General features: G+C 69.7%; 16 protein-coding genes. 4 read left to right on the top strand and 12 right to left on the bottom strand.

Annotated elements, in window-relative coordinates; all coding sequences use genetic code 11:
- Positions 1 to 102 precede the first annotated feature (102 nt).
- The 7 genes from ACP56T_RS03155 to ACP56T_RS03185 form a co-directional block, all read right to left on the bottom strand.
- On the bottom strand, positions 103 to 1503 hold the full coding sequence (locus ACP56T_RS03155; RefSeq protein WP_430910654.1) for an RluA family pseudouridine synthase: 1401 nt from the start codon (positions 1501 to 1503) through the stop codon (positions 103 to 105).
- A gap of 142 nt (positions 1504 to 1645) precedes the next feature.
- Complete coding sequence (locus tag ACP56T_RS03160; protein ID WP_430910655.1) at positions 1646 to 1981, bottom strand: GlpM family protein; 336 nt, start codon at positions 1979 to 1981, stop codon at positions 1646 to 1648.
- A 661-nt stretch (positions 1982 to 2642) separates the two neighbouring features.
- Positions 2643 to 3956: a replication-associated recombination protein A gene (locus ACP56T_RS03165; RefSeq protein ID WP_430910656.1), complete on the bottom strand. Its 1314-nt coding sequence runs from the start codon at positions 3954 to 3956 to the stop codon at positions 2643 to 2645.
- Between the two features lie 48 nt (positions 3957 to 4004).
- Positions 4005 to 5468: a Do family serine endopeptidase gene (locus ACP56T_RS03170; RefSeq protein ID WP_430910657.1), complete on the bottom strand. Its 1464-nt coding sequence runs from the start codon at positions 5466 to 5468 to the stop codon at positions 4005 to 4007.
- 156 nt (positions 5469 to 5624) lie between these two features.
- Positions 5625 to 6527, bottom strand: coding sequence for a phasin family protein (locus tag ACP56T_RS03175; protein WP_430910658.1), 903 nt, complete (start codon positions 6525 to 6527; stop codon positions 5625 to 5627).
- Between the two features lie 193 nt (positions 6528 to 6720).
- A complete protein-coding gene (locus tag ACP56T_RS03180; protein ID WP_430910659.1) occupies positions 6721 to 7071 on the bottom strand; it encodes a phasin in 351 nt (116 codons plus the stop codon).
- A gap of 322 nt (positions 7072 to 7393) precedes the next feature.
- Positions 7394 to 8668 carry a glycosyltransferase family 4 protein gene (locus tag ACP56T_RS03185; protein ID WP_430910660.1) on the bottom strand — a complete coding sequence of 425 codons (1275 nt, stop codon included), beginning with the start codon at positions 8666 to 8668 and terminating at the stop codon, positions 7394 to 7396.
- Positions 8669 to 8788: 120 nt separating this feature from the next.
- Here ACP56T_RS03185 and ACP56T_RS03190 point away from each other — a divergent pair, with 120 nt between their 5' ends.
- Positions 8789 to 10063, top strand: a complete 1275-nt coding sequence (locus ACP56T_RS03190) for a glycosyltransferase family 4 protein (RefSeq protein WP_430910661.1) — start codon at positions 8789 to 8791, stop codon at positions 10061 to 10063.
- Between the two features lie 85 nt (positions 10064 to 10148).
- The gene (locus ACP56T_RS03195; RefSeq protein ID WP_430910662.1) at positions 10149 to 10319 is read left to right on the top strand and encodes a hypothetical protein; all 171 of its coding nucleotides are present in this window, start codon (positions 10149 to 10151) and stop codon (positions 10317 to 10319) included.
- Between the two features lie 74 nt (positions 10320 to 10393).
- Here the strand turns inward: ACP56T_RS03195 and ACP56T_RS03200 are convergent, their stop codons facing one another.
- Positions 10394 to 12076 carry an acyl-CoA dehydrogenase family protein gene (locus ACP56T_RS03200; protein ID WP_430910663.1) on the bottom strand — a complete coding sequence of 561 codons (1683 nt, stop codon included), beginning with the start codon at positions 12074 to 12076 and terminating at the stop codon, positions 10394 to 10396.
- Between the two features lie 124 nt (positions 12077 to 12200).
- Positions 12201 to 13106 (bottom strand): DMT family transporter, encoded by a 906-nt coding sequence (locus tag ACP56T_RS03205; RefSeq protein ID WP_430910664.1) that lies wholly within the window; start codon positions 13104 to 13106, stop codon positions 12201 to 12203.
- Positions 13107 to 13354: 248 nt separating this feature from the next.
- Here ACP56T_RS03205 and ACP56T_RS03210 point away from each other — a divergent pair, with 248 nt between their 5' ends.
- Positions 13355 to 14245 carry a YihY/virulence factor BrkB family protein gene (locus ACP56T_RS03210; RefSeq protein WP_430910665.1) on the top strand — a complete coding sequence of 297 codons (891 nt, stop codon included), beginning with the start codon at positions 13355 to 13357 and terminating at the stop codon, positions 14243 to 14245.
- A 499-nt stretch (positions 14246 to 14744) separates the two neighbouring features.
- Here ACP56T_RS03210 and ACP56T_RS03215 read toward each other — a convergent pair whose 3' ends face one another.
- Positions 14745 to 16520 carry a glucan ABC transporter ATP-binding protein/ permease gene (locus ACP56T_RS03215; protein ID WP_430910666.1) on the bottom strand — a complete coding sequence of 592 codons (1776 nt, stop codon included), beginning with the start codon at positions 16518 to 16520 and terminating at the stop codon, positions 14745 to 14747.
- 264 nt (positions 16521 to 16784) lie between these two features.
- On the opposite strand from ACP56T_RS03215, the gene ACP56T_RS03220 reads away from it, so the two are divergent.
- Positions 16785 to 17558, top strand: a complete 774-nt coding sequence (locus ACP56T_RS03220) for a motility protein A (RefSeq protein WP_430910667.1) — start codon at positions 16785 to 16787, stop codon at positions 17556 to 17558.
- 13 nt (positions 17559 to 17571) lie between these two features.
- Here ACP56T_RS03220 and ACP56T_RS03225 read toward each other — a convergent pair whose 3' ends face one another.
- Both ACP56T_RS03225 and ACP56T_RS03230 read right to left on the bottom strand, forming a co-directional pair.
- Positions 17572 to 18048 (bottom strand): CAP domain-containing protein, encoded by a 477-nt coding sequence (locus ACP56T_RS03225; RefSeq protein WP_430910668.1) that lies wholly within the window; start codon positions 18046 to 18048, stop codon positions 17572 to 17574.
- 69 nt (positions 18049 to 18117) lie between these two features.
- The gene (locus ACP56T_RS03230; protein WP_430910669.1) at positions 18118 to 20814 is read right to left on the bottom strand and encodes a DUF3772 domain-containing protein; all 2697 of its coding nucleotides are present in this window, start codon (positions 20812 to 20814) and stop codon (positions 18118 to 18120) included.
- Between the last annotated feature and the right edge of the window lie 45 nt (positions 20815 to 20859).

A 20859-nucleotide genomic window follows, 5' to 3' on the forward strand; every position in this document is an offset into this window, starting at 1 on the left:
GGAAGATGCCGCGCGCGGTGCTGCGCGGTCTGCCCGGAGAATAAGCCGCGCGGGGCGGTTGCCAAGGGAGCGCGGAGAGACACGGGGGCGGCTGTTCACCGCTCACGCTTCGGGCGCCTCCACGATGGGATCGTAGCGCGACGCGTCGAAACCGAGCAGGTTCCAGCTCTGCGCCATGTGCGGCGGCAGCGGCGCGGTCACGTCCACCGGCTGGCCGGTGCGCGGATGCGGGATCACGATGCGGCGCGCGAGCAGGTGCAGCCGGTTCTGGATGCCGCCGGGCAGCTCCCAGTTCTCGACGTTGAAGTATTTCGGATCGCCGACGATGGGATGGCCGATATGGGCGGCATGCGCGCGCAATTGGTGGGTGCGGCCGGTCACGGGCTTGAGGGACAGCCAGGAGAGCTTCTGCGCCACGTTGTCGACCATGGCATAGTAGGTGAGCGCGTGATTCGCGCCCTCCTCTCCGTGCTTGGCGACCCGCATGCGGGCATCGGCGTCGGTGGGCTCGTCCTTGGCGAGATAGGTCGAGATCCTGCCCTGGCGCACCCGCGGCACCCCGGCGGTCAGCGCCCAATAGACCTTGCGGGCCGCGCGCGAGCGGAAGCTCTTGGCGAGCGTCGAGGCCGCGAGCCGGGTCTTGGCGATGATCAGGCAGCCGGCGGTGTCCTTGTCGAGGCGGTGGACGAGGCGCGGCTTCTGCCCGTCCGGGCCGGCGAGCGATTCGAGGAGCTGGTCGACATGGCGCACCGTGCCCGAGCCGCCCTGCACCGCGAGGCCGAAGGGCTTGTTCAGGATCATCATGTCCGCGTCCTCGTAGAGGATCAGCGAACGGAGGTAAGCGGCGTCGCCCGCCTCCTTCTGCACCGAGCGCGGGCGCTCTTCCGGCTCGGCGAGCTTGAGGGGCGGCACGCGCACGCTCATGCCCGGCTCCAGCCGGTCGTTGGGCTTCACGCGCTTGCCGTCGACCCGCAGCTCGCCCTTGCGCACGATGCTCTGCACGCGGGTGAAGGGAAGCTGCGGAAACCGCGTCGTCAGGAAGCGGTCGATGCGCATGCCCGCCTCGTCCGCCTCGACGGTCAGCGTTTGGACGCCGGAGGCGAGGGTGGCGGAGGCGGCCGCGCGCTGCTGGCGGCGCGTCGGGCCCTCGGGCGCCGCCGGCTCGGCCGCGCGCGCGCGTTTCGGTCCGGCGTCCGCAAGAGGCCGGGCCGCCGGACGGCCGGCGCGAGGGGGCCGCTCGGGCCGTTCCCGCCGGGGCGCGGCGCGTTCGGTCTCGCCCGACTCGCCCCAGGGCGAGCGCTCGGCCGCATCCTCACCCCGCACCTGCGCGGCGCGGCGCGCGGCATCGAGGGCGCTGGTGCGCGGGCCGGTGCCGGCCCGTTCGGGCCATGCGCGCTTGGCGCCGGAGCGCGCGGGTCCCTTCGGACCGGAGGCGCCGGACCCGCGTGACGGTCCCTTGCCCCCGCGCGGGGGGCCGCTGCGGCCGGGCGGCTTGCCGGTCATCGGGCGAGACCCCGGTGGGAGAGGCCGGCGCTGAGCCGGTGCGACGGGCGCCCGCCGAGGGCTGCCGCATCACGAATGGTGGAAGTCATCGCCCGCTGCTAGCACCCCCCCGCCACCGCGACAATTCGCGACGCGACATGGCTCAGAGCCAGCGCGGCCCCAGAAAAATCGCCAGCGCCGCCACGAGCCACGCCGCGACCCCGCCGAGGATGGCGAGGCGGTAGTCCGTCTGGCCCCCGAGCCACCAGCAGGTGGCGAGGAAGACGAGATAGGCGGGGATGGTCTTCGCCCCGGCGAGGCATGCCTCGCGGAACCCGCCGACCTCCCCTTTCACGCCGACCGCCAGGAGCGCGATGATCGCGAAGGTCGGCGCCAGGGGCAGGATTCCGGGCAGCACGTTGCCGCGCTTCGAGGCGAGCACGATGGCCATGGTCACGAGTCCGCCGACGAGGCCCTTCCAGAGGACGTCGATGGGCATGGATGAGCGTTACTTGCTTGCTGGGTGGTCAGACACCATGCTGCGTCAGCAGCGATGATGTGGACGGTAGGCCCAGACGGAAGTGTTGTAAAGTGATCCACCAAGATCGCAATCAATTATTTGCGAAATATTAGCTAGTTTTGCGCGGTTTAAATACGACTTGCGTTAAAAATAATAAAATCCACTGCAAGAACGCAATCATAAGGAAAAATATCCAGTTAAATAATATGCCATTCGAGATATCGAAAATTTTTTCAGAGAATAAAGATAAGATTGGTGGAGCTATCATGGAGAGCGGAAAACATAAAACTGCCATAGCATAAGCTATTATTACGGATCCATCAGGATCGCCAATAGCGAAAGCTAGAAGAAGGATGCCTAACGAATAAATTATTCCATGAATAATTGCTGCTAATTTTATAAAAATATCTGATCTCAGCGATATGATTATCGATAAATTTGCAATAAAACATCCAATAATCAAACTAAAAGCCAAATATTCTCGATCTGATGCAACTATGTATCCATAGATGAAAAGCAAATAATTGCAGAATGGATATTATTATAAATATAATTACAATATTATTAAAATGTAAAATAGAGAAGTGTCTTTTCATTGAGAACACTATCCATTAGAATTCATTTTTTGCGTATATATATGTTAAATCTCTGTTTTCCGCTCCCGGCGTAGGCGCTCCCAATGGGCGAGCCGGTCGGCGTAGCGGGTTTCCATGCCCCGGTCGGTGGGCGCGTAGAAATGCTGGCGGCCGAGCTTCTCCGGCCAGTAATCCTGGCCCGAGAAGGCGTCGGGCTCGTCGTGGTCGTAGCGGTAGCCCTCGCCGTAGCCCATGCGCTTCATCAGCTTCGTCGGCGCGTTGAGGATGGTGCGCGGCGGCGGCAGCGAGCCGTTCTCCTTGGCGGCCCGCGTCGCCGCCTTGTAGGCGGTGTAGGCCGCGTTCGATTTGGGCGCGCAGGCGAGGTAGATCGTGGCCTGCGCCAGCGCCAGCTCGCCCTCGGGCGAGCCGAGGAAGTCGTAGGCGTCCTTCGCGGCCGTGGTGACGACCAAGGCCTGAGGATCGGCGAGCCCGATATCCTCCACCGCCATGCGCACGAGCCGGCGGGCGATGAACAGCCGATCCTCGCCCCCGTCGAGCATGCGGCAGAGATAATAGAGGGCCGCGTCGGGGTCGGAGCCGCGCACCGTCTTATGCAGGGCGCTGATGAGGTTGTAATGGCCCTCCTGCGCCTTGTCGTAGATCGGCGCGCGGCGCTGGATGATGGCCTGGAGCGTCTCGGCGTCGAGAATCTCGCCGGGGGCGGCCGAGCGCCAGACCTCCTCGGCCAGGGTCAGCACCGCGCGTCCGTCCCCGTCCGCCATGCGCACGAGGACGCCGCGCGCCTCGGCATCGAGAGGGAGCGCCTGCCCGGTCAGCGTCTCGGCCCGCTCGATCAGCCGCGCGATCGCCTCGTCGCCGAGCGCGTGGAACAGCAGCACGCGGGCCCGCGAGAGCAGCGCCGGGTTCAATTCGAAGGACGGATTCTCGGTGGTGGCGCCGACCAGCGTGACGGTGCCGTCCTCCATCACGGGCAGGAAGGCATCGAGCTGCGCCCGGTTGAAGCGGTGGATCTCGTCGACGAAGAGCAGCGTCCCCTGCCCCGTCGCGCGACGCTTGCGGGCGGCGTCGAAGACTTTCCGCAGGTCGGGAATGCCGGAGAAGATCGCCGAGATCTGCTCGAAATGCAGGTCCGTCTGATGCGCCAGCAGCCGCGCGACGGTGGTCTTGCCGGTGCCCGGCGGCCCCCAGAACACCAGCGAGCCGAAGGACTTTCCGCGCAGCAGGCGCGTCAGCGAGCCGTCCGGGCCGGTGAGATGCTCCTGCCCGACGACCTCTGCGAGCGTCTTCGGGCGCAGGCGGTCGGCGAGAGGGCGGGGAACATCGGCGTCTAGCCCCGCCGAGGCGAACAGATCGGACATGAGGCCCAAGAGCCCCTGGCGGACGCGCCGCGCAAGCCCCGGCGATGCCTATCCCCCGAACACGGAGGTCAGCACCTCGCCGCCGCGGTTGATCGAGACCTCCCAGGCGTTGAGCGTGTTGCGGGTGACGCGGTCGAGATCCTTGGTGGTCGGCACCGCGACGCCGTTCACGGCCACGATGATGTCGCCCTTCTGCAAGCCCGCCCGGTTGGCGATGGAGCCCTCGTCCACGGACTGGACCGCGACGCCCTCCGCCGGGAAGTCCACCTGCATCTCCTCGGCCACCGCCGGTGAGGTGTTGACCAGCGTGGCGCCGAGGAAGGGCGAGCGGGTGCGCACCTTCAGCACGTCGCGCGGGCGCGTCTCCGGCGCGGGGGCGAGCTTCACCTGCGTGGTCAGGCGGCCGGTCCCGCGCAGCACGCCGAACCTGGTCTGGCCGGAGGTTCCGCGCAGGGCGAAGCGGTAGCCGAAGGCTTCCGGGTCCTCGACGCTCAGGCCGTCGACGGAGAGGATGACGTCGCCGCGCTTCAAGCCGGCCTCCTCCGCCGGGCTCTTGGGCTGGAGGCTCGCGACCAGCACGCCGGTGGGGTGGTCGAGCCCCATGCTCTCGGCGATGTCGGGGGTGACGGTCTGGACGCGGGCGCCGAGCCAGGGGCGGCGCACGGTGGCGGCGCCGTTCCTCGCCGAGTCGACCACCGCCTTGACCATCCCGGCAGGGATGGCGAAGCCGATGCCGTGGCTGCCGCCGGATTGCGAATAGATCGCGGTGTTGATGCCCACGAGCCGGCCCTGGAGATCGACCAGCGCCCCGCCGGAATTGCCCGGATTGATCGCGGCGTCCGTCTGGATGAAGTACTGGTAATCCGTGCTGCCGACCTGGGTGCGGGCGAGCGCCGAGACGATGCCCTGCGTCACCGTCTGGCCGACGCCGAACGGGTTGCCGATCGCCATCACGAAGTCGCCGACCTCGAGCACGTCCGAATCGCCGAAGGGCATGGCGACGAGGCCCGGCGCCGGGTTCTTGATCTTGACCACTGCGAGGTCGGTGCGCGGATCGCGCAGCACGATGCTGGCCTCGAACTCGCGCCGGTCGGCCAGCGCCACGCGCACCTCGTTCATGTTCTCGATGACGTGGTTGTTGGTTATGACGAGCCCCGATTCGTCCACCAGCACCCCCGAGCCGAGGGACTTCTTCGCCCGTTCGCCCGGCGCCGCGCCGCCGCCCCGGTCGTCCTCGCCGAAGAAGCGCCGCATGAACTCCTCCATGGCGCTGGCGCGGGGATTGGCGCGCTTGTCGACATGCGAGGCGTAGACGTTGACGACGGAGGGCGCCGCCTTCTTCACCACGGGCGCGAAGGAGAGCTGGACCTCGGCCTTGGAAGCGGGGGCGGCCTTGGTCGGCGCCTTGTCGGGGGAGACCTCGGGGGTCTTCATCATCTGCGCGCCGGCCGGCGCCGACGAGAGCAGCAGCGCCGCCGCGAGAAGGGCGAGCGTCCGGGAAGGAAGGGTCATCGAAGGCTCCGCAAGCTCAACGGAGAGGCACGCCTCGACCGGCCGCATGCGCGTGCCGGGACGGTGCCTCGACGGTTCGAGCCTTCTAGAGCGGCCAATTGCGGCAGGCCAGAGTCGGCGGCGCGCTTCGAGGGCCGCGCCGCCGGATCGTCCCTCTCAGGGACGGCGCAGGTCGATCGCGCGGCCGGCCTTGCGGGCGAGATCGGTCCAGACGCCGAGCGAGGCGTCGGCCGCCCGCTGCATCTCGCCGACCTGGAGCCGGATCAGGTCTGCCGGCGACTTGGCGGCGCTGAGGGCCTTCACATGGGCGAAGGCGGCGGCACTCTCGCTGCGCAGATAGGCGACCACGGTATCGCCGATCTCGCCGAGGGCGAGCGGATGAGCCGGCATCGGGAGGGGCGCCACGGCGGGTTTGGCCTTCGGCGCCGGAAGGTCGGAATTGGCCGCGACCGGCGGCTTGGCGACCGAGGCGGCAACCGCCGGGGCCTTGGGTGCGGCGGCCTTCTCGGGAGCATTGGGAGCAGGAGCCTTGGGCTCTTCGGCCTTGAGCTCGGCAGACTTGAGTTCAGCGGGCTTTGACTCGGCGGCGGCCTTGGGCTCGGCGGGAGCGGGAGCCGCAGCCGGCGCCGTCGAGGCGGCTGCCGGCTTGGCGGCAGCGGGCTCGCGCGCCTCGGTCACGGCAGGCTCGGCCTTCACCGGCTCCTGCGCCGCCGGCTTGGCGGCGGCGGTCTTCGTCTCGGGCGCCTTCGCGGGGGCGGCGGGCGCCGGCGTGCTGGCGGGGGCGGCGTTCAGCGCCGGGGTCGAGACGCTTTCGTTCAATGCGGCCTGGACCGTGGCGGGCTTCCCCGTGTCCTTCGCGGCGGTCTCCACGACGGGCGATTTCGCAACGGCGGCCTTCGAAACGGTGGCCTTGGGCGCAGCGGCTCGGGGCGCGGCGGCCTTCGGCGCGGGAGCGGCCTTCGCGACGGGGGCCGTGTCGGCCTCGGGCTTCACGGCCTGCGGCGTGTGAGTCCCGCCGCCCGCTCCGGTTCCACCGCCCGTCATCCTCCGCTTCGCCATCGCAACCGTCTCCTCAAAGCAAGCGCGGTGTGGGCGGCGGCACTGTCCGGTCGAGGATGCGTCCGTCGCGGGCTCACACCTCGGTCCGACCGCGGGGCGGACACTTCATCGAGGCGTCGGGTCGAAGTCCCGGCTCGTGAGCCGGAGACGAGGGATGCGGCGCGGCGGTGAGAGCCGCGCCGTGTCCGTCGGATCAGCGCGCCGCCGACTGGGCGATGCTTCCGAGATCCTTGGCCTGGGCCTGAAGGGCCGCGACCTGGCTGCGGACGAACTCGGACTGCAGCTCGAACGCCTCCTTGAGATCCTTCGTGCGCACCAGCTTGTGGGCGAAATCGAAGGTCGCGTTGGCGTTGGTCTGGGCGAAGTCGAAGCCCTTGGCGACGGCCGTCTGGAGGCTGGTCTGGAAGGTCTGGCCGGTCGACTGAGCCTGCTCGGCAGCCTTCACGGCGTTGCCCATCAGGGTATCCACCGCGGCGCGCGCCTGATCGACGCTCTTCTCGGCGAAGTCGCGCAGCTCGGTCGGGATCTGAAAGGCCTGCGTCATCGTCATCGTCTCCTGGAAGGAAGCAACCCTGCCGGCGCGACGGCCGCCCCGGCGATTGCGGGTGCGTTATGTTGCGACGCAACATGAATGTCAAGGCGACGCAGGCGACTATCGTGCAAGGGGCGGCAACGGAAAACGGCGACGCGACATTGAATCCACTGCCGGCTTCGGAAAATAGGGCGAACAGTCGGAGCCGGTCAAATCGAAACGCCCGCGATCGTTCCTTGCGGGAAAGGCCCGGTCACTTTCGGCAGTCGATCGTCTTCACGGCGGACAAGCGCGATGATTGCCAGTCGGCTTCGCGATTGCCTTGTTTGGAATATCAGCCGAAATTCGGAATGGGCCCGCTTTGCGACGCGATCGTTGCCCGATGTTGCGCCGCACCGAGCGGACCGGGAATCAGGCTGCGATAGAGGTCCCGCAGGGAGGCGGCGTGCCGGGCGAGGCTCATCGGCGCGGCGCGGAAGCGGGCATGGGCCTCCCGTCCCATGGCGGCGGCAAGCTCGGGATCGCGCAACCGAGAGAAGGCGGCGGCCAGCGACTCGACCTCGGGGGCGGCGACGAATCCGGTGATGCCGTCGACGACCTTCTCCGCCGCGCCGGAACGGTTCGAGGCGACCACTGGAATGCCGGCGGCAAGGGCCTCGTAGACGGTGAGCGGCCCGGTCTCGAACCAGCGCGACGGCGCCGCGAGCGCCCGCGCCCGCCCGCGCAGGATCGTCTCGACCTCCGCGGGGCTCCGCCAGCCGAGCATCTCGACGCCGGGCCGGCCGGCGAGCTCCTCCTCCAGGGGGCCGGTGCCGATGAACAGGGCCGGCATCCCGGCCCGCCGCGCGGCCTCCGCGACGAGGTCGGCGCCCTTCTCGCGGGTGAGACGGCCGACATAAGCGATGGCGTCCCCTGCCCCCGGATCGGCCGGCGCGTCCGGCCCGACCCGGACAGGGTTGTCGATGCGGTGATGGCGCAGGTCGTAGCCGGGCAGCATGGCCGAGACCCGCGCGACGCTGGCGTCGCAGACATGCACCACGTCGAGCCGGCGCGCTCCGAGCGCGATCCGCATCGCGGCGCTACGGGCGACGCGCACGAGCTTGTGCGCGCGGCTCTTCGAATCGCAAGCCGCCGCGAGGCAGGCGCCCGACATCGGCTTCAGCGCGCAGGGCTCGGCCCTGTCGTAGCGGTAATGGACGCCGTTGGGGCAGGCGAGGAAGTAGTCGTGCAGGGTGAGCAGCACCGGCACGCCGATCTCCATCAGCAGCGGAAACACGCTCGGCGACAGGCTGCGCGTCCATTGATGGACATGGATGCAGTCGGCCGGTTCCTCGAACTCGGAGAGCGCCACGGCGAGCCGCCGCGCCGCCTCCCCGTGCCAGATGCCGGCGGCGGCGGCCGGCAGCAGCTTCAGGGTCCAGATGTCGGCGAGCCCGAGGCCGATCCGGCGGATGCGGGGATGGTCGAGCAGCGGGTCGACCGGGCCCTCGACGGCCTGGATGAAGGTGACGTCGAGGCCGATCTCGGCGAGGCCGCGCGCCGATTCGACGGCGACCTTCTCGGCTCCCCCCGTGGCCGAGGCGAACTCCGCCAGGATGACGACATGCATGGCGCCGGCCTCTTCCCTCGCGGCGCGCGCGGAAGCGGGCCCGTGCCCGAGGCTTAAGGGGCGATCAACTGCATTCCGGTAAACGTCGACGGGCTTTCAGCCCGGAAGGTCTTTCGCGCCGTGCATATCGTCCTCGTCGCCGACCACGCCTTCGTCAACGGCGGCCAGGCCAAGGTCGCCATCGACTCCGCCCTGGGGCTCGCCGGGCGCGGACACCGGGTGACGCTCTTCGCCGCCGTGGGCCCCGCCGATCCCAGGCTCGAGGCGGCGGGCATCCGGGTGGTCTGCCTCGGGCAGGACGACATCGCCACGACCCGCAACAAGCTCGCCTTCGCCGTCCAGGCGATCTGGAACCGCGCGGCCTCCGCCCGGCTCTCCGAGTTGCTGGCGGGGTGCGATCCGCGCGAGACGCTGGTGCATGTCCACGCCTTCGCCAAGGCGCTCTCGCCCTCTATCGGTACGGCGCTCCGCCGCTCGCGCCTGCCGCTGCTCTACACGATGCACGAGTTCTTCCTCGTCTGCCCGAACGGCGGCTTCTACGAGTACCCGAAGGCCGAGATCTGCCGGCGCGTGCCGATGTCGGGCGCCTGCATCGCCACGAACTGCGACGCGCGCTCCTATCCGCGAAAGCTCCTGCGCGTGGTGCGCCATGCCGGGCTCGACCATGTCGCGGGGCTGCGCGAGCTGTTCTCGCACGTCGTGACCATCAGCGCGTTGCAGGAGCGCGCCGTCGTTCCCTACCTGCCGCGCACCACGCAGTTCCACCGGGTCAACAACCCGATCTCCGTCGCGAGGAGCGAGCCGAAGGCGGGCAAGCCCGGCGACTTCCTCTTCGTCGGCCGCGTCTCCACGGAGAAGGGCGCGCCGATCTTCGCCGAGGCCGCGCGCCGGGCCGGCGTGCGCCCCGTCTTCGTGGGCGACGGGCCGCAGGCGGCCGAACTCTCCGCGCGCTACCCGGAAGCGGTGATGCTCGGCTGGCGCGACGGGGCCGGCGTGCAGGCCCTGATGCGGGAAGCCCGCGCCCTCGTCTTCCCGAGCGTCTGGTACGAGGGCCAGCCGCTCACCGTCTACGAGGCGCTCGCCTGCGGCACGCCGGTGATCGTCAGCGACGCCTGCGCCGGCCGCGAGGCGGTGGAGGACGGCGAGACAGGTTTCTGGTTCCGCTCTGGCGATCCGGATGCGCTGGCGGCCCATCTGCGCAGCCTGTCCGAGGGCGGGCTCGCCGAGCGCATGGGCCGGGCCGCGCATGCCCGCTACTGGGCCTCCCCCCTCTCCATCGACGCGCATCTCGACCGGCTCGCCGAGGTCTACGCGACGGTGATGCGCGACGCGGTCTCGCGCTCCCCGAGCGAGGCCGCCGGCATGATCGCGGCCAAGGCCGGCGCACCCGCCTGACCGCGGATGGAAACACCCGCCGCCGGCTCGCGTTGATCTGCGACAGGCGCCCCAGGGCGCTCCCCGCGTTTCAAGGAGCCGCGACATGGCCGACGACCGCAAGACCGTGCCCCCGCACGACCGCAAGCCCGCCGCCGGGACGGGCGACAAGGCCAATCCCGAGAACCGTCAGGACAAGATGAGCAAGCGCCTCGATGAGGCGCTGGAGGAGACGTTTCCGTCGAGCGACCCGGTGAACGTCAAGATCACGAAGTGATGCACGATAAGGCGCCGATCCCCGCGCCGTATAAAGAGCCCTCCCCGTTGCCGGGGAGGGCTTTTTCGTGAGCCTCAGACCGTTTCGAGCAGGCGCCGGGCGATGACCTGGGCCTGGATCTCGGCGGCGCCCTCGAAGATCGAGAGGATGCGCGCGTCGCAGAGCACGCGGCTCACGGTGTATTCCAGCGCGAAGCCGTTGCCGCCGTGGATCTGGAGAGCGTTGTCCGCCGCCGCCCAGGCGACGCGGGCGCCGAGCAGCTTGGCCATGCCGGCCTCGAGATCGCAGCGCTTGCCCTCGTCCTTCTCGCGGGCCGAGAAGTAGGTGAGCTGGCGGGCGATGTTGATCTCCACCGCCATCATCGCGATCTTGTCGGCGACGCGAGGGAAGTTGACCAGCGCCTTGCCGAACTGGATGCGCTCCTCGGCGTAGCGCAGGCCGAGATCGAGCGCGCACTGCGCCACGCCGATGGCGCGGGCCGCCGTCTGGATGCGGGCCGACTCGAAGGTCTGCATGAGCTGGGCGAAGCCCTTGCCTTCGACCTCGCCGAGCAGGTTCGCCGCCGGCACCTCGAACCCCTCGAAGGCCAGCTCGTATTCCTTCATGCCGCGATAGCCGAGCACCTCGATCTCGCCGCCGGACAGGCCGTTCACGGGGAAGGGGTCGGAATCGTCGCCGCGCGGCTTCTCGGCGATGAGCATGGAGAGGCCGCGATGGCCCTTCTCCTCGGGCTTCGTCCGCACCAGCACTGTCATGATGTCGGCGCGCACGGGATGGGTAATCCAGGTCTTGTTGCCGGTGATCTTCCAGACGTCGCCCTCCTTCACCGCGCGGGTGCGGAGCGAGGCGAGGTCGGAGCCGGTGTTCGGCTCGGTGAAGACGGCGGTGGGCAGGATCTCGCCCGAGGCGAGCTTCGGCAGGAAGCGCTGCTTCTGCTCCTCGGTGCCGCCGCCGAGGATCAGTTCTGCGGCGATCTCGGCGCGGGTGCCGAGGGAGCCGACGCCGATATAGGCGCGCGACAATTCCTCCGAGACCACGCACATGGCGGCCTTGGGCATGCCCATGCCGCCGTATTCCTCGGGGATCGTCAGGCCGAAGACGCCGAGCTCGGCCATCTTCTCGATGATCTCCATCGGGATGTAGGCGTTCTCGCGGTGCCAGCCTTGAGCCTGCTCGACCACCTCGGCCTTGGCGAAGCGGCGCATCTCGGAACGGATCGCCTCCATGTCCTCGTCGAGGCCGGAATTGCCGATGGTGGCCGAGCCGCCGCCCTCGCGGATCTTGGCGACGAGGGCGGCGCGGTTCTCCGGGGTGTTGCCGGAGGCGATCATCGCTTCCACCGCCTCGGTGCGGAACTTGGCGAGCTCGCGGGCGGTGAGGCCGAGGGAGGTCGTTGGGCGCACGATCTCGCCCTGGCTCATCGGGATGCCGCCGAACATCTGGTCGAGATACTCGCCGATGCCGATCCGCACGAGCAGCGCCTCGGTCTCGCCGAAGCTGCCGTTCTCGCTGAGCCGCGCCGCGTAGGCGCCGAGCTCGCGCACCGCCTCGCCATAGGTGGCGAGCCAGGACAGGCCGTGGGCGGCGTGCTGCTCGATCTCGAGCTTCTCGGCGGAGAGCTTGCCGTCCGGCGACAGGACCTTGGCCCGCACCCGGCGCGTCGCCTCGGCGACAAGCGCCTTGGCGGCCTCGCCCGCCTGCCGGGCGAGCGTGAGCAGGTCCTGCGGTGCGGCGTCGACGGCGGCGGAAGCGGACATGAACGGACTCTCTTCGAAAGACGGCTTTCGGAACGCTCTTTATAGGCCGCTTCGCCGGCGCAGTAGAGGTTTTGCGCTGCGAAGTGGCGAATTCACCCGTGCATTCAATATTCTTCGAGCGGCCTCAGGCGCGGTTCGCCAGCGCCACTCCGGCGGCGGCCACCGCCATGCCGAGCAACTGGATCGGCGCCAGCGACTCACCGAACAGCACATAGGCCATGGCGGCCGACACGGGCGGCACCAGGAACAGCAGCGAGGCGACACCGGCCACCGCCCCGCGCCGGATCAGCCAGAGCAGCAGCAGGATGCCCGCGACGGAATTCCCGAGCACGGACCATGTCATGCCGAGAAGCAGCGGCGCGCCGACCTCGAAGCGGCCCGATTCCGTGGCGAGCGCCAGCGGCGCCGTCAGCAGCGTCGCCCCGGCGAACTGGATGCAGGCATTGGTGATGAGGTCCGCCCCGCCCCCCGTGCGCTTCTGCCAGAGGGTTCCGAGGGTCATCGCCACCATCGCGCCGAGGCAGGCCGCGAGCGCCGTCGGCGGGATGCCTGCGGCTCCGGTGGCGCCGATCTTCGGGGCGAGCACCAGCGCGGTGCCTGTAAAGCCCGCCGCGATGCCGAGCCAGCGCCGCCCGCTCACGAACTCGCCGAGCAGCGGACGCGCCAGCATCGCCGTCAGAAGCGGCTGGAGGCTGCCCACGAGCGCCGCGATCCCGGCCGGCAGGCCGCGATTGATCGACCAGAACACGCCGGCGACGTAGAGGCCCTGCATCAGCACCCCCGCGATCAGTGCGTCCCGCCAGCCCTGCGGGCTGCGCGGCCAGCGCGCGCCGGCCACGACGGCGATGAGCGCGAGCACCGCCGAGACCGCCGCCACGCGCAGCGCGACGAAGCTCAGCGGCTCGGCATAGGGCACGACGAACCGCGCGGCGATGAAGCCGGTCGCCCATATGAACACGAACAGCGGCGCGGAGAACGCCGCGAGGTCGGGCCGGCGGGAAGGAGGCTGCGTCGGTGTCGCGGGGGGCATGGCCGGCGCTGTCGACCACGGCGGGGCGCCGCTGGCAATCGCCTCCGCCGCGTGGCGCCCATGCGGCGGCCGGATCGACGAGCGTTGCAAGGATCACCCAGTGCCGCGCGAACCATGCCCGCGCCTCGTTCGCGACGTTGACGCCGGAGGCGCCGATCGCCCCTGTCGCGGGGGAAGCGGTGCTAGGGCGATGACGGGATGAGCGCTCCGAGGCCATGACGTTCGTGCGTCCGAGAGACCCTTGAAGCATGAGACCCTTGAAGACTGTCCTCGACATCACCGCGCTCGCAGCGCAGCGCTTCGTCGCCCATGACGGCTGGGCGATCGCGAGCCATATCGCGCTCTCGATCCTGACCTCGCTGTTTCCGTTCCTGATCCTGCTCGCGGCGCTGGCGGGCCTGTTCGGCACCAAGTCGCTCGCCGACGAGGCGGGCAGCCTGATCTTCGACGCCTGGCCGCGGGAGGTCGCGCAGCCCATCGTCGGCGAGATCCACCGGGTGCTCACCGAGCAGCGCGGCAGGGTGCTGACGCTCGGCGCCGTCTTCGCGCTCTACTTCTCCTCCTCGGGGGTCGAGAGCCTGCGCGTCGGTCTCAACCGCGCCTATGGGCTTCGCGAGATGCGGCCCTGGTGGCTGACGCGGCTCGAATCCATCGGATTCGTGGTCTGCGGCGCCTTCGCGATGCTCGCCTTCGCGTTCCTTGTGGTGCTCGGCCCGCTGATCTGGCGCAATCTCCTCACCGTGGCGCCGGGGCTCGAGCCCCTGAGCCTGACCGTCGCCATCGGGCGGATCGGGGTGACGGCGCTGCTGATCGCGCTCACCCTGGTCATCGCCCACAAGTTCGTGGCCGCCGGGCGCCGTTCCTTCGTCTCGGTGCTGCCGGGGATCGGCGCCACCCTGGTGCTGTGGTTCCTCGCCGGGCTCGGCTTCGGCTTCTATCTCGACCGCTTCTCCAACGCCTATGCTTCCACCTATGGCGGCCTGGCGACGGCGATGGTGTTCCTCGTGTTCCTGTACTGGCTCGCCGCGATGTTCCTCTTCGGCGGAGAGGTCAACGGCACGGTGATCGCCGCGCGCCGGCGCCGTCAGCAGGCCAGGATGCAGGCGCGCAAGGCCCAGGCCGGCACACGGGAGGGGTGAGGCGGGATCGTCGGCCGCCTCCGTGGAACCCGATGGGGCTTCCCGGACTTTGGCCCTCGCATCCCATGGTTTCGACTCCCCCTGCCCCGGCCTGCCTCCCGCGAGGGACGCGGGCCGTTTTCTGGAGGCGCGACGACGGAAGCGAGGGCCGCTCCTTTGCCGCGTCCCGAGTCTGTCAGGCGCTTTCATACGGTGTCCGGTCGCTGCGTTCGGCGTCTTCCGGCGCCCTGCGCCCCCTCTCCCCTCCGCGGGAGAGGGTGGCCCGCGAAGCGGGTCGGGAGAGGGGAGCGCCGTTTCCGGACAGCGCGCTCCCCTCTCCCGACCCTCGCTGACGCGAGGGCCACCCTCCCCCGCAAAGGGGGAGGGAAGAGGCGCGTGGCCGAACGCATCAGGCGGAAATTGGTATCGGACACGTCCGACAGCTACTCGGCCATTATGTGCCGTCTGCCCGGACGGAGAACCGGGAGCCACGTCTGCGGAGCCCACTCCGGGCCGGTCGTCAGGCGGCCAGCGCGACGGCGCCGTCGTTCGCCGTCGCCATGAACTGCGCCCGCGCCAGCTCGGCGAAGCGGCCGTCCTCGGCCACCAACTCGTCGAAGGTGCCCTCCTCGACGATCCGGCCCTCGTGGAAGACGAGGATGCGGTCGGCGTCGCGGATGGTCGCGAGGCGGTGGGCGATGACGAAGGTGGTGCGGTCGCGCATCACCTCCTCGAGCGCCGCCTGGAGCTTGCGCTCGGTGGTGGCGTCGAGGGCGCTGGTGGCCTCGTCGAGGATCAGCACCGGCGGGTTCTTGAGAAGCGCGCGGGCGATGGACAGGCGCTGGCGCTCGCCGCCGGAGAGCGAGCGGCCGCGCTCGCCGATGACCGTATCGAGCCCGTCGGACTGGCGGGCCAGGAACTCGCCGGCCTGGGCGCGCTCGAGGGCGTCGATCATCTCGGCATCGGTGGCGTCGGGACGCCCGACCTGGAGGTTCTCGCGGATCGAGCGGGCGAAGAGCATCGGCTCCTGGAAGACGACGCCGATGTTGTGGCGCAGGGACGACAGGCCGATGTCGCGGATGTCGGTGCCGTCGATGCGGATCGCGCCCTCGGCCGGGTCGAAGCTGCGGTGCAGGAGGCCGAGCGTGGTCGACTTGCCCGACCCCGTGGTGCCGACGAGCGCCACCGTCTCCCCGGCCCGCGCTGTGAAGGACACGCCGTCGAGCGCCCGGCGGCGGCCGTCATAGGAGAAGGCGACGTTCTCGAAGCTCACGTCGCCGGTCAGCCGCGCGACGGGCCTGGCGTTCGGGCGGTCGCGCACGGCGGGGACGGTGTCGAGCACCTCGAAGAACTCGGCCATCTTCGGCGCCTGCTGGAACAGGCCGTTCACGAAGGAGACGACGTGGTCGAGGCGCGCGACCAGCATGGTCGCGAGGCTCATGAAGGCCACCACCTCGCCGACGCTGGTCTGGCCGTTCTGGTAGAGGAGGATGCCGGTGACGAAGACCGCCGTCATCGTCAGGGTCGCGGAGGCCTTGGTGGCGACGGCCGCGAGCGCCCACCAGGACAGCACCGGGATCTGGGCCGCGAGCAGGCGGTGGATCATGTCGTGCATCGCCTCCTTCTCCGCCTTGGCGCGGGTGAAGGACTGGATGACGGCCACGTTGCCGAGCGCGTCGGAGGCATGCGCAGCCAGGCCCGAATGATAGGCCTCGACCTCGCCCTGGAGGGTCTCGGTGCGGCGCAGGACGAAGGTGGTCAGCGCCGTGAACACCACGACGAGGACGACGAGGATCGAGCCGAGCTGCCAGTTCACGAACAGGGTCAGCGGCAGCAGCACGCCGAGCGAGACCAGCGCCGCGAAATGGTCGCGGAAGAAGCCGAGCCAGAGCCAGGACATGCCGTTGGTGCCCTCCAGCATCGCCTTGAGCACGCGGCCGGAATGGTTGGCGGAGTGGAAGGCCACGGGCAGGTCGAGCACATGCTCGAAATAGCCGGCCATGGCCGCGAGCCGGCTGCGATGCGCGAGCCGGTCGGAATGGAGGGCGATGGCGACGCCGGCCGCGATGGTGAAGAAGCCGAAGGCCACCCAGGCCGCGATCAGCGGCACCATGGTCGCGAAGGCGTTGGCGCCGCGCGCGAGATGGGTCAATTCGTCGATGATGCGGCCCATGAGCAGCGGCTCGGCGAAGGCCGTGACCGCCAGCGCCACGTTCGCCACCGCGAGGCCGATCGCCAGGCGCTTCTCCGGCCCGAGCAGGCCGAGCACGCGCGCGTAGAGACGAACGAGGGACATGTCGCGCTCCGAAACCCGCCCCGGCGCGGCCCTCCTGTCCGGGGCCTTCGCCGCGCCGTCGCGAGGTCCCGCCCGATTCGGCGAAACCCCTGTCAGCCCACGCAATCTGGCCCGGCGTGCCTGAACGGCGCATGACGCCTCCGTGTCCGGCGGCCCGATCTTCACGCTTGCTTCAGCGTGATTGCTTACGCTGCGAGCCGCGACGTCCCGCTTTGCGGACGCGCCTTCGCGTCGCGTCAGTTCAAAGCGTCAGGCAGTCCGGTCATGGATCTCGCAACCGGTGTCGGTCTGGTCGGGGGCATCGGCGTGGTCTTCACGCTGATCATGATCGACGGCGGCAACCTCGCCGCCTATTTCGACAAGCATGCGGTGATCGTCATCTTCGGCGGCTCGGTGATGGCCACGATCATCCGCTTCCCGTTCTCGACCATCGCCCACGGCGTGCCGATGGGCCTGCGCTACGCCTTCACCATGCGCGCGGGAAAGCCGCACGACCTGATCGAGGAGATCGCCAGGATCGCCGACGCCGTGCGCAAGTCGGGCCCGATCGCGCTCGAAAGCATGGAGATTTCCGACCCGTTCCTGGCTCGGGGCGCGCGCTACATCGCCGACGGCTACGACCGCGCCTTCATTCGCGACACCATGGAGCGCGACCGCGACACCTTCCTCATGCATCTCGACGAGGGCTCGAAGATCTACCGGGCCTTCGGCGACTGCGCCCCGGCCTGGGGCGTGATCGGCACCCTCCTCGGCATGGTGGCGGCGTTCGCCAACATGTCCGACCCCTCGAAGCTCGGGCCGGCCATGGCGACCGCGCTGCTCGCCACCCTCTACGGCGCGCTGGTCGCCAACCTCGTCGCGCTGCCCATCGCCGACAAGCTGCACGTCAAGCGCGAGGAGGAAGACGTGTCGCGCTCGCTCATCATCGACGGCATCCTGCTCATCCGCGACCAGAAGAGCTCCTCGCTGGTGCGCGAGATGCTCATCGCCTACCTACCCCACACCCACCGCGGAGACCTCGCGGCGGAGGCGGCGTGAGACCGTCCCTCGGTTACCGGGCGACGAGCAGCGCCCAGTAGACCTTGTACTTGGAGTTCGGCGCGTAGGCGGTGGCGATGCCCATGCGGGTGGCGTTCGGAGACAGCATCACCGCGTTGTTGGGCGGGCTGTCGCGCCAGCCGGAGAACGCTTCCGCCAGGGTGTGATAGCCGGCCGAGAGATTGGCCTGCGCGGAGCCGTAGCCGAGCCGCTCCACCGCCGTGCGCACGGTCTGCGCCTTGCTCGGCCGGTCGGCCAACGCCATCGAGGCGGCCTCCGCTTCCGCGAGCCGCTGGAGTTCCGGGTCGATGACGAGGGCCGTCTCCCCGCGCCCCTTCCGGTAGGCGGAGATCATGTCGCGCGCGGCCGGTGCGTCGAGCTGCGCGGTGCTGGTGGTGAGCGGCCAATAGAGACTCGGCAGCGCCGAGGTGGTCATGGTGTCGCTGGTCGCGCAGGCCGACAGCAGCCCCGCGCCGGCACAGGCCGCCATCAGGGCCAGAGCCCGCCGCCTCGATGCCGATCCGCGACCCGATACCACCCTCACCTCCCCGCTCCCGCCTCAGACGTTCTTCGCCCCGGCGCTGCGCCGGCCGATCTCGCGCGGCGCGGCCGAACGCATCGGCTCGGCCTCGGCCGCATCCTCGTCGCGATCCGCCGGCACCTCCGTGCCGGTCTGCTCCCTGCCCTGCCTGCCGAACACGCCGGCCATCTCGCCGATGGCGTTCTGCATGGAATCGAGCCCCTGCACCGTGACGATGCTGGTGGGCGTGCCCATGGGCGGGATCAGCCCAGCCTGAGATAAGGTCCTGAAGACCGCGAAGTTCAAGTCCGTCTGCACCTTCAGGCCGAGACCGACATCGACGATGGTCGCGAGCAGCTCGAACTCGAGATAGGGGTCGCCGATCTTGCGGAAGACGACCCGCGGGGCCGGCTCCTTCATGACGTCGGGATGCGCCCGCGCGCAGCCCTCGATCAGCTCCGCCGCACGCACCGGGTCCTGGTTGCGGAGGACGCTGACGGTGATCGAGACGCGGCCGGCGCGGTCGCCGCGCACGCGATTCTTCACGACGCCCGAGATGAGGTTCGAGTTCGGCACGATCACCGCCGAGCGGTCGAAGGTCTGGATCTCGGTGGAGCGAACGGAGATGCGCTTCACAATGCCCTCGCTGTCGCCGATGAGCACCTGGTCGCCGACGCGGATCGGCCGCTCCCAGAGCAGAAGCAGGCCGGAGACGAAGTTGTTCACGATCGACTGGAGGCCGAAACCGATACCGACGGAGAGCGCGCCGGCGACGATGGTCAGCTTCTCCAGGCTCAGGCCGAGATAGGAGAAGGCCATCGCCAGGGCGAGCAGGAAGCCGCAATAGCCGCTGATCGTCGAGATCGAGTTGCGAAGCCCCGCGTCGAGCTCGGTGGCCGGCAGGTAGGTGTTCTCCAGCCAGCGCTGGACCGCCCGCGTGATGAAGATCCCGAGGATCAGGATCCCGATGCCGAACACGATGGTCGAGGGCGAGACGGTGACGTCGCCGACCTTGAAGCCGAAGAAGGCCGTGCGGATCGAGGAGAAGATGTCCGTCGAATCGAGGCCCCAGGGCGCCAGCACGAGCAGGGCCGCCGTCGCGATGAGCAGCACCCGCAGGGCGCCCGTCGAGAGCACGGCGATCTGGGTCAGGGAACGCTTGCGCAGGCCGGTATTGGCCTGGAGCGTGGTGGCGAAGCGGGTGTTCTCCTTGAGCGCCCCGCCGACGAAGGTGTCGACGCTCTGGGCGAGCAGGTAGAGCAGCACCAGCACGCTGGCGCTCCAGACGAGCTGGTCGACGAGGAAGGCCGCGAAGGCGACGAAACCGATGAGGGGCGCACCGCAGACGGCGATCACCGCCGCCCAGCCGACGAGCCGCGCCGGGCCGCCGAGCGCGCTCGACGCCTGCGGGGCGACATAGGGGCCGAAGCAGTTCTCCTCCTCCTCGTGCTCGGCCGAATCGGCGAAGCGGTGCAGGCCGATGGCCAGGATCAGCCCGGTGACGACGGCGCCGATGCCGCGCGTGGCGATGGAGACCGGCAGCGCCGCCGAGATGCCGGAGTTGAGCGCCTCGATGGCCTTCACCACCGCGATCACCGTGGCGATGCTGACCGCCAGCGTCGTCAGCCTGCCGGCCGCCGCGTCCGTGACGGGGGCCGGGCGCCATTTCGGATGGTCGGGCGCCACCAGCGCGTCGCACAGGGCCTCGACGACGGCGACGAAAGCGAATCCGCCCGTCACCGCCGCCGCCACCGGCAGGAGGCGCGAGGGCAGCAGATCGGTGGCGTCGAGGGCGTAGTAGATGGCGTAGCTGCCGATCACCGCCGGCACGGTGCCGAGCAGCAGCACCCGCCAGGCGGCCAGCAGCACGCTGCGCCGGTCCGGCTCGGCGACGGAATCGTCGCGGTGGCCGTAGCGCGGCGCGATGTTGCGCCGGCCGAAATACAGGGCCGAGAAGACGCCGAAGGCGAGCCCGAGCAGCAGCAGGTTCCAGATGGTGCCGTTCCGGCTGAAAAGCAGCGCGATGTCGGACACCGCGCTTTGGAGCGCCCGCAGGTCGCGCGGCAGGTCCTCCGCCACCCGCGACCACAGGCCCGGCGCGGCCAGCGCCTGCGACTGCTCGAACAGGCCCTTGGTGAAGGCCGCGCGCCGGCGGTTCGAGACGCGGTCAACGATCTGGTCGCTCTGCACGAGGAGCGAGCGGGCGAGCTTCTGGGTCTCGTCGATCTGCGTGACGGCAGCCTCGCGCTCGACCCGCTCCTTGGCGATCTCGGCGCTCTCCTCGCCCTCCTTGGGCTTGGGGCCGAGCTGGGTGAGGCGCTCGCGCGCCGATTCGAGCGGGCTGTTGAGACGCTCGATGATGCCGCGGATCTCGTCGGCCACCGGGGTGACGCCGTCGCGGATGCGGGTGAGGTCTGCGCCCGTGAGATCCGGGCGGCCGAGATCCTTCTCGCGCTGGGCGAGGTCGCCCTTGGCGGCGTCGAGCTTGGCGCGCACCTCCTTCAGCGGCTCGGAGATGTCGGGCTTCGGGGGCGCCGGCTTCGCCTCGGCCGGCGCCGGAGCGGCCTTGTCCTGGGACGCGGGCGCGGCGGCGGCGGGTTTCGCGGCGGCCGGCGGCGCGGTCTGGCCGAGCGCGGCGACGGGGCCGAGGCAGGCGGCGATCATCGCCGAGAGGACGAGCGCGACGGGCAGGCCGCGCAGGAAGGGGCGTCGTGTCGGGAACGGACGTGGCGTCATCGGCATCCTTGATCCGCTGCGCGCGCTCGCCGGTCGACGCCGGCC

It is taken from the genome of Methylobacterium endophyticum (genome assembly GCF_050591105.1).
In the GTDB taxonomy this organism is placed as follows: Bacteria; Pseudomonadota; Alphaproteobacteria; order Rhizobiales; family Beijerinckiaceae; genus Methylobacterium.

What these genes read in the sequence shown, in the direction of transcription:
- ACP56T_RS03230 (WP_430910669.1), bottom strand. Translation starts at nt 20,814, where the DNA reads ATGACGCCACGTCCGTTCCCGACACGACGCCCCTTCCTGCGCGGCCTG.
- ACP56T_RS03160 (WP_430910655.1), bottom strand. Translation starts at nt 1,981, where the DNA reads ATGCCCATCGACGTCCTCTGGAAGGGCCTCGTCGGCGGACTCGTGACC.
- ACP56T_RS03215 (WP_430910666.1), bottom strand. Translation starts at nt 16,520, where the DNA reads ATGTCCCTCGTTCGTCTCTACGCGCGCGTGCTCGGCCTGCTCGGGCCG.
- ACP56T_RS03165 (WP_430910656.1), bottom strand. Translation starts at nt 3,956, where the DNA reads ATGTCCGATCTGTTCGCCTCGGCGGGGCTAGACGCCGATGTTCCCCGC.
- ACP56T_RS03170 (WP_430910657.1), bottom strand. Translation starts at nt 5,468, where the DNA reads ATGACCCTTCCTTCCCGGACGCTCGCCCTTCTCGCGGCGGCGCTGCTG.
- ACP56T_RS03195 (WP_430910662.1), top strand. Translation starts at nt 10,149, where the DNA reads ATGGCCGACGACCGCAAGACCGTGCCCCCGCACGACCGCAAGCCCGCC.
- ACP56T_RS03225 (WP_430910668.1), bottom strand. Translation starts at nt 18,048, where the DNA reads ATGGCGGCCTGTGCCGGCGCGGGGCTGCTGTCGGCCTGCGCGACCAGC.
- ACP56T_RS03220 (WP_430910667.1), top strand. Translation starts at nt 16,785, where the DNA reads ATGGATCTCGCAACCGGTGTCGGTCTGGTCGGGGGCATCGGCGTGGTC.
- ACP56T_RS03185 (WP_430910660.1), bottom strand. Translation starts at nt 8,668, where the DNA reads ATGCATGTCGTCATCCTGGCGGAGTTCGCCTCGGCCACGGGGGGAGCC.
- ACP56T_RS03210 (WP_430910665.1), top strand. Translation starts at nt 13,355, where the DNA reads ATGAGACCCTTGAAGACTGTCCTCGACATCACCGCGCTCGCAGCGCAG.
- ACP56T_RS03155 (WP_430910654.1), bottom strand. Translation starts at nt 1,503, where the DNA reads ATGACCGGCAAGCCGCCCGGCCGCAGCGGCCCCCCGCGCGGGGGCAAG.
- ACP56T_RS03205 (WP_430910664.1), bottom strand. Translation starts at nt 13,106, where the DNA reads ATGCCCCCCGCGACACCGACGCAGCCTCCTTCCCGCCGGCCCGACCTC.
- ACP56T_RS03200 (WP_430910663.1), bottom strand. Translation starts at nt 12,076, where the DNA reads ATGTCCGCTTCCGCCGCCGTCGACGCCGCACCGCAGGACCTGCTCACG.
- ACP56T_RS03175 (WP_430910658.1), bottom strand. Translation starts at nt 6,527, where the DNA reads ATGGCGAAGCGGAGGATGACGGGCGGTGGAACCGGAGCGGGCGGCGGG.
- ACP56T_RS03180 (WP_430910659.1), bottom strand. Translation starts at nt 7,071, where the DNA reads ATGACGCAGGCCTTTCAGATCCCGACCGAGCTGCGCGACTTCGCCGAG.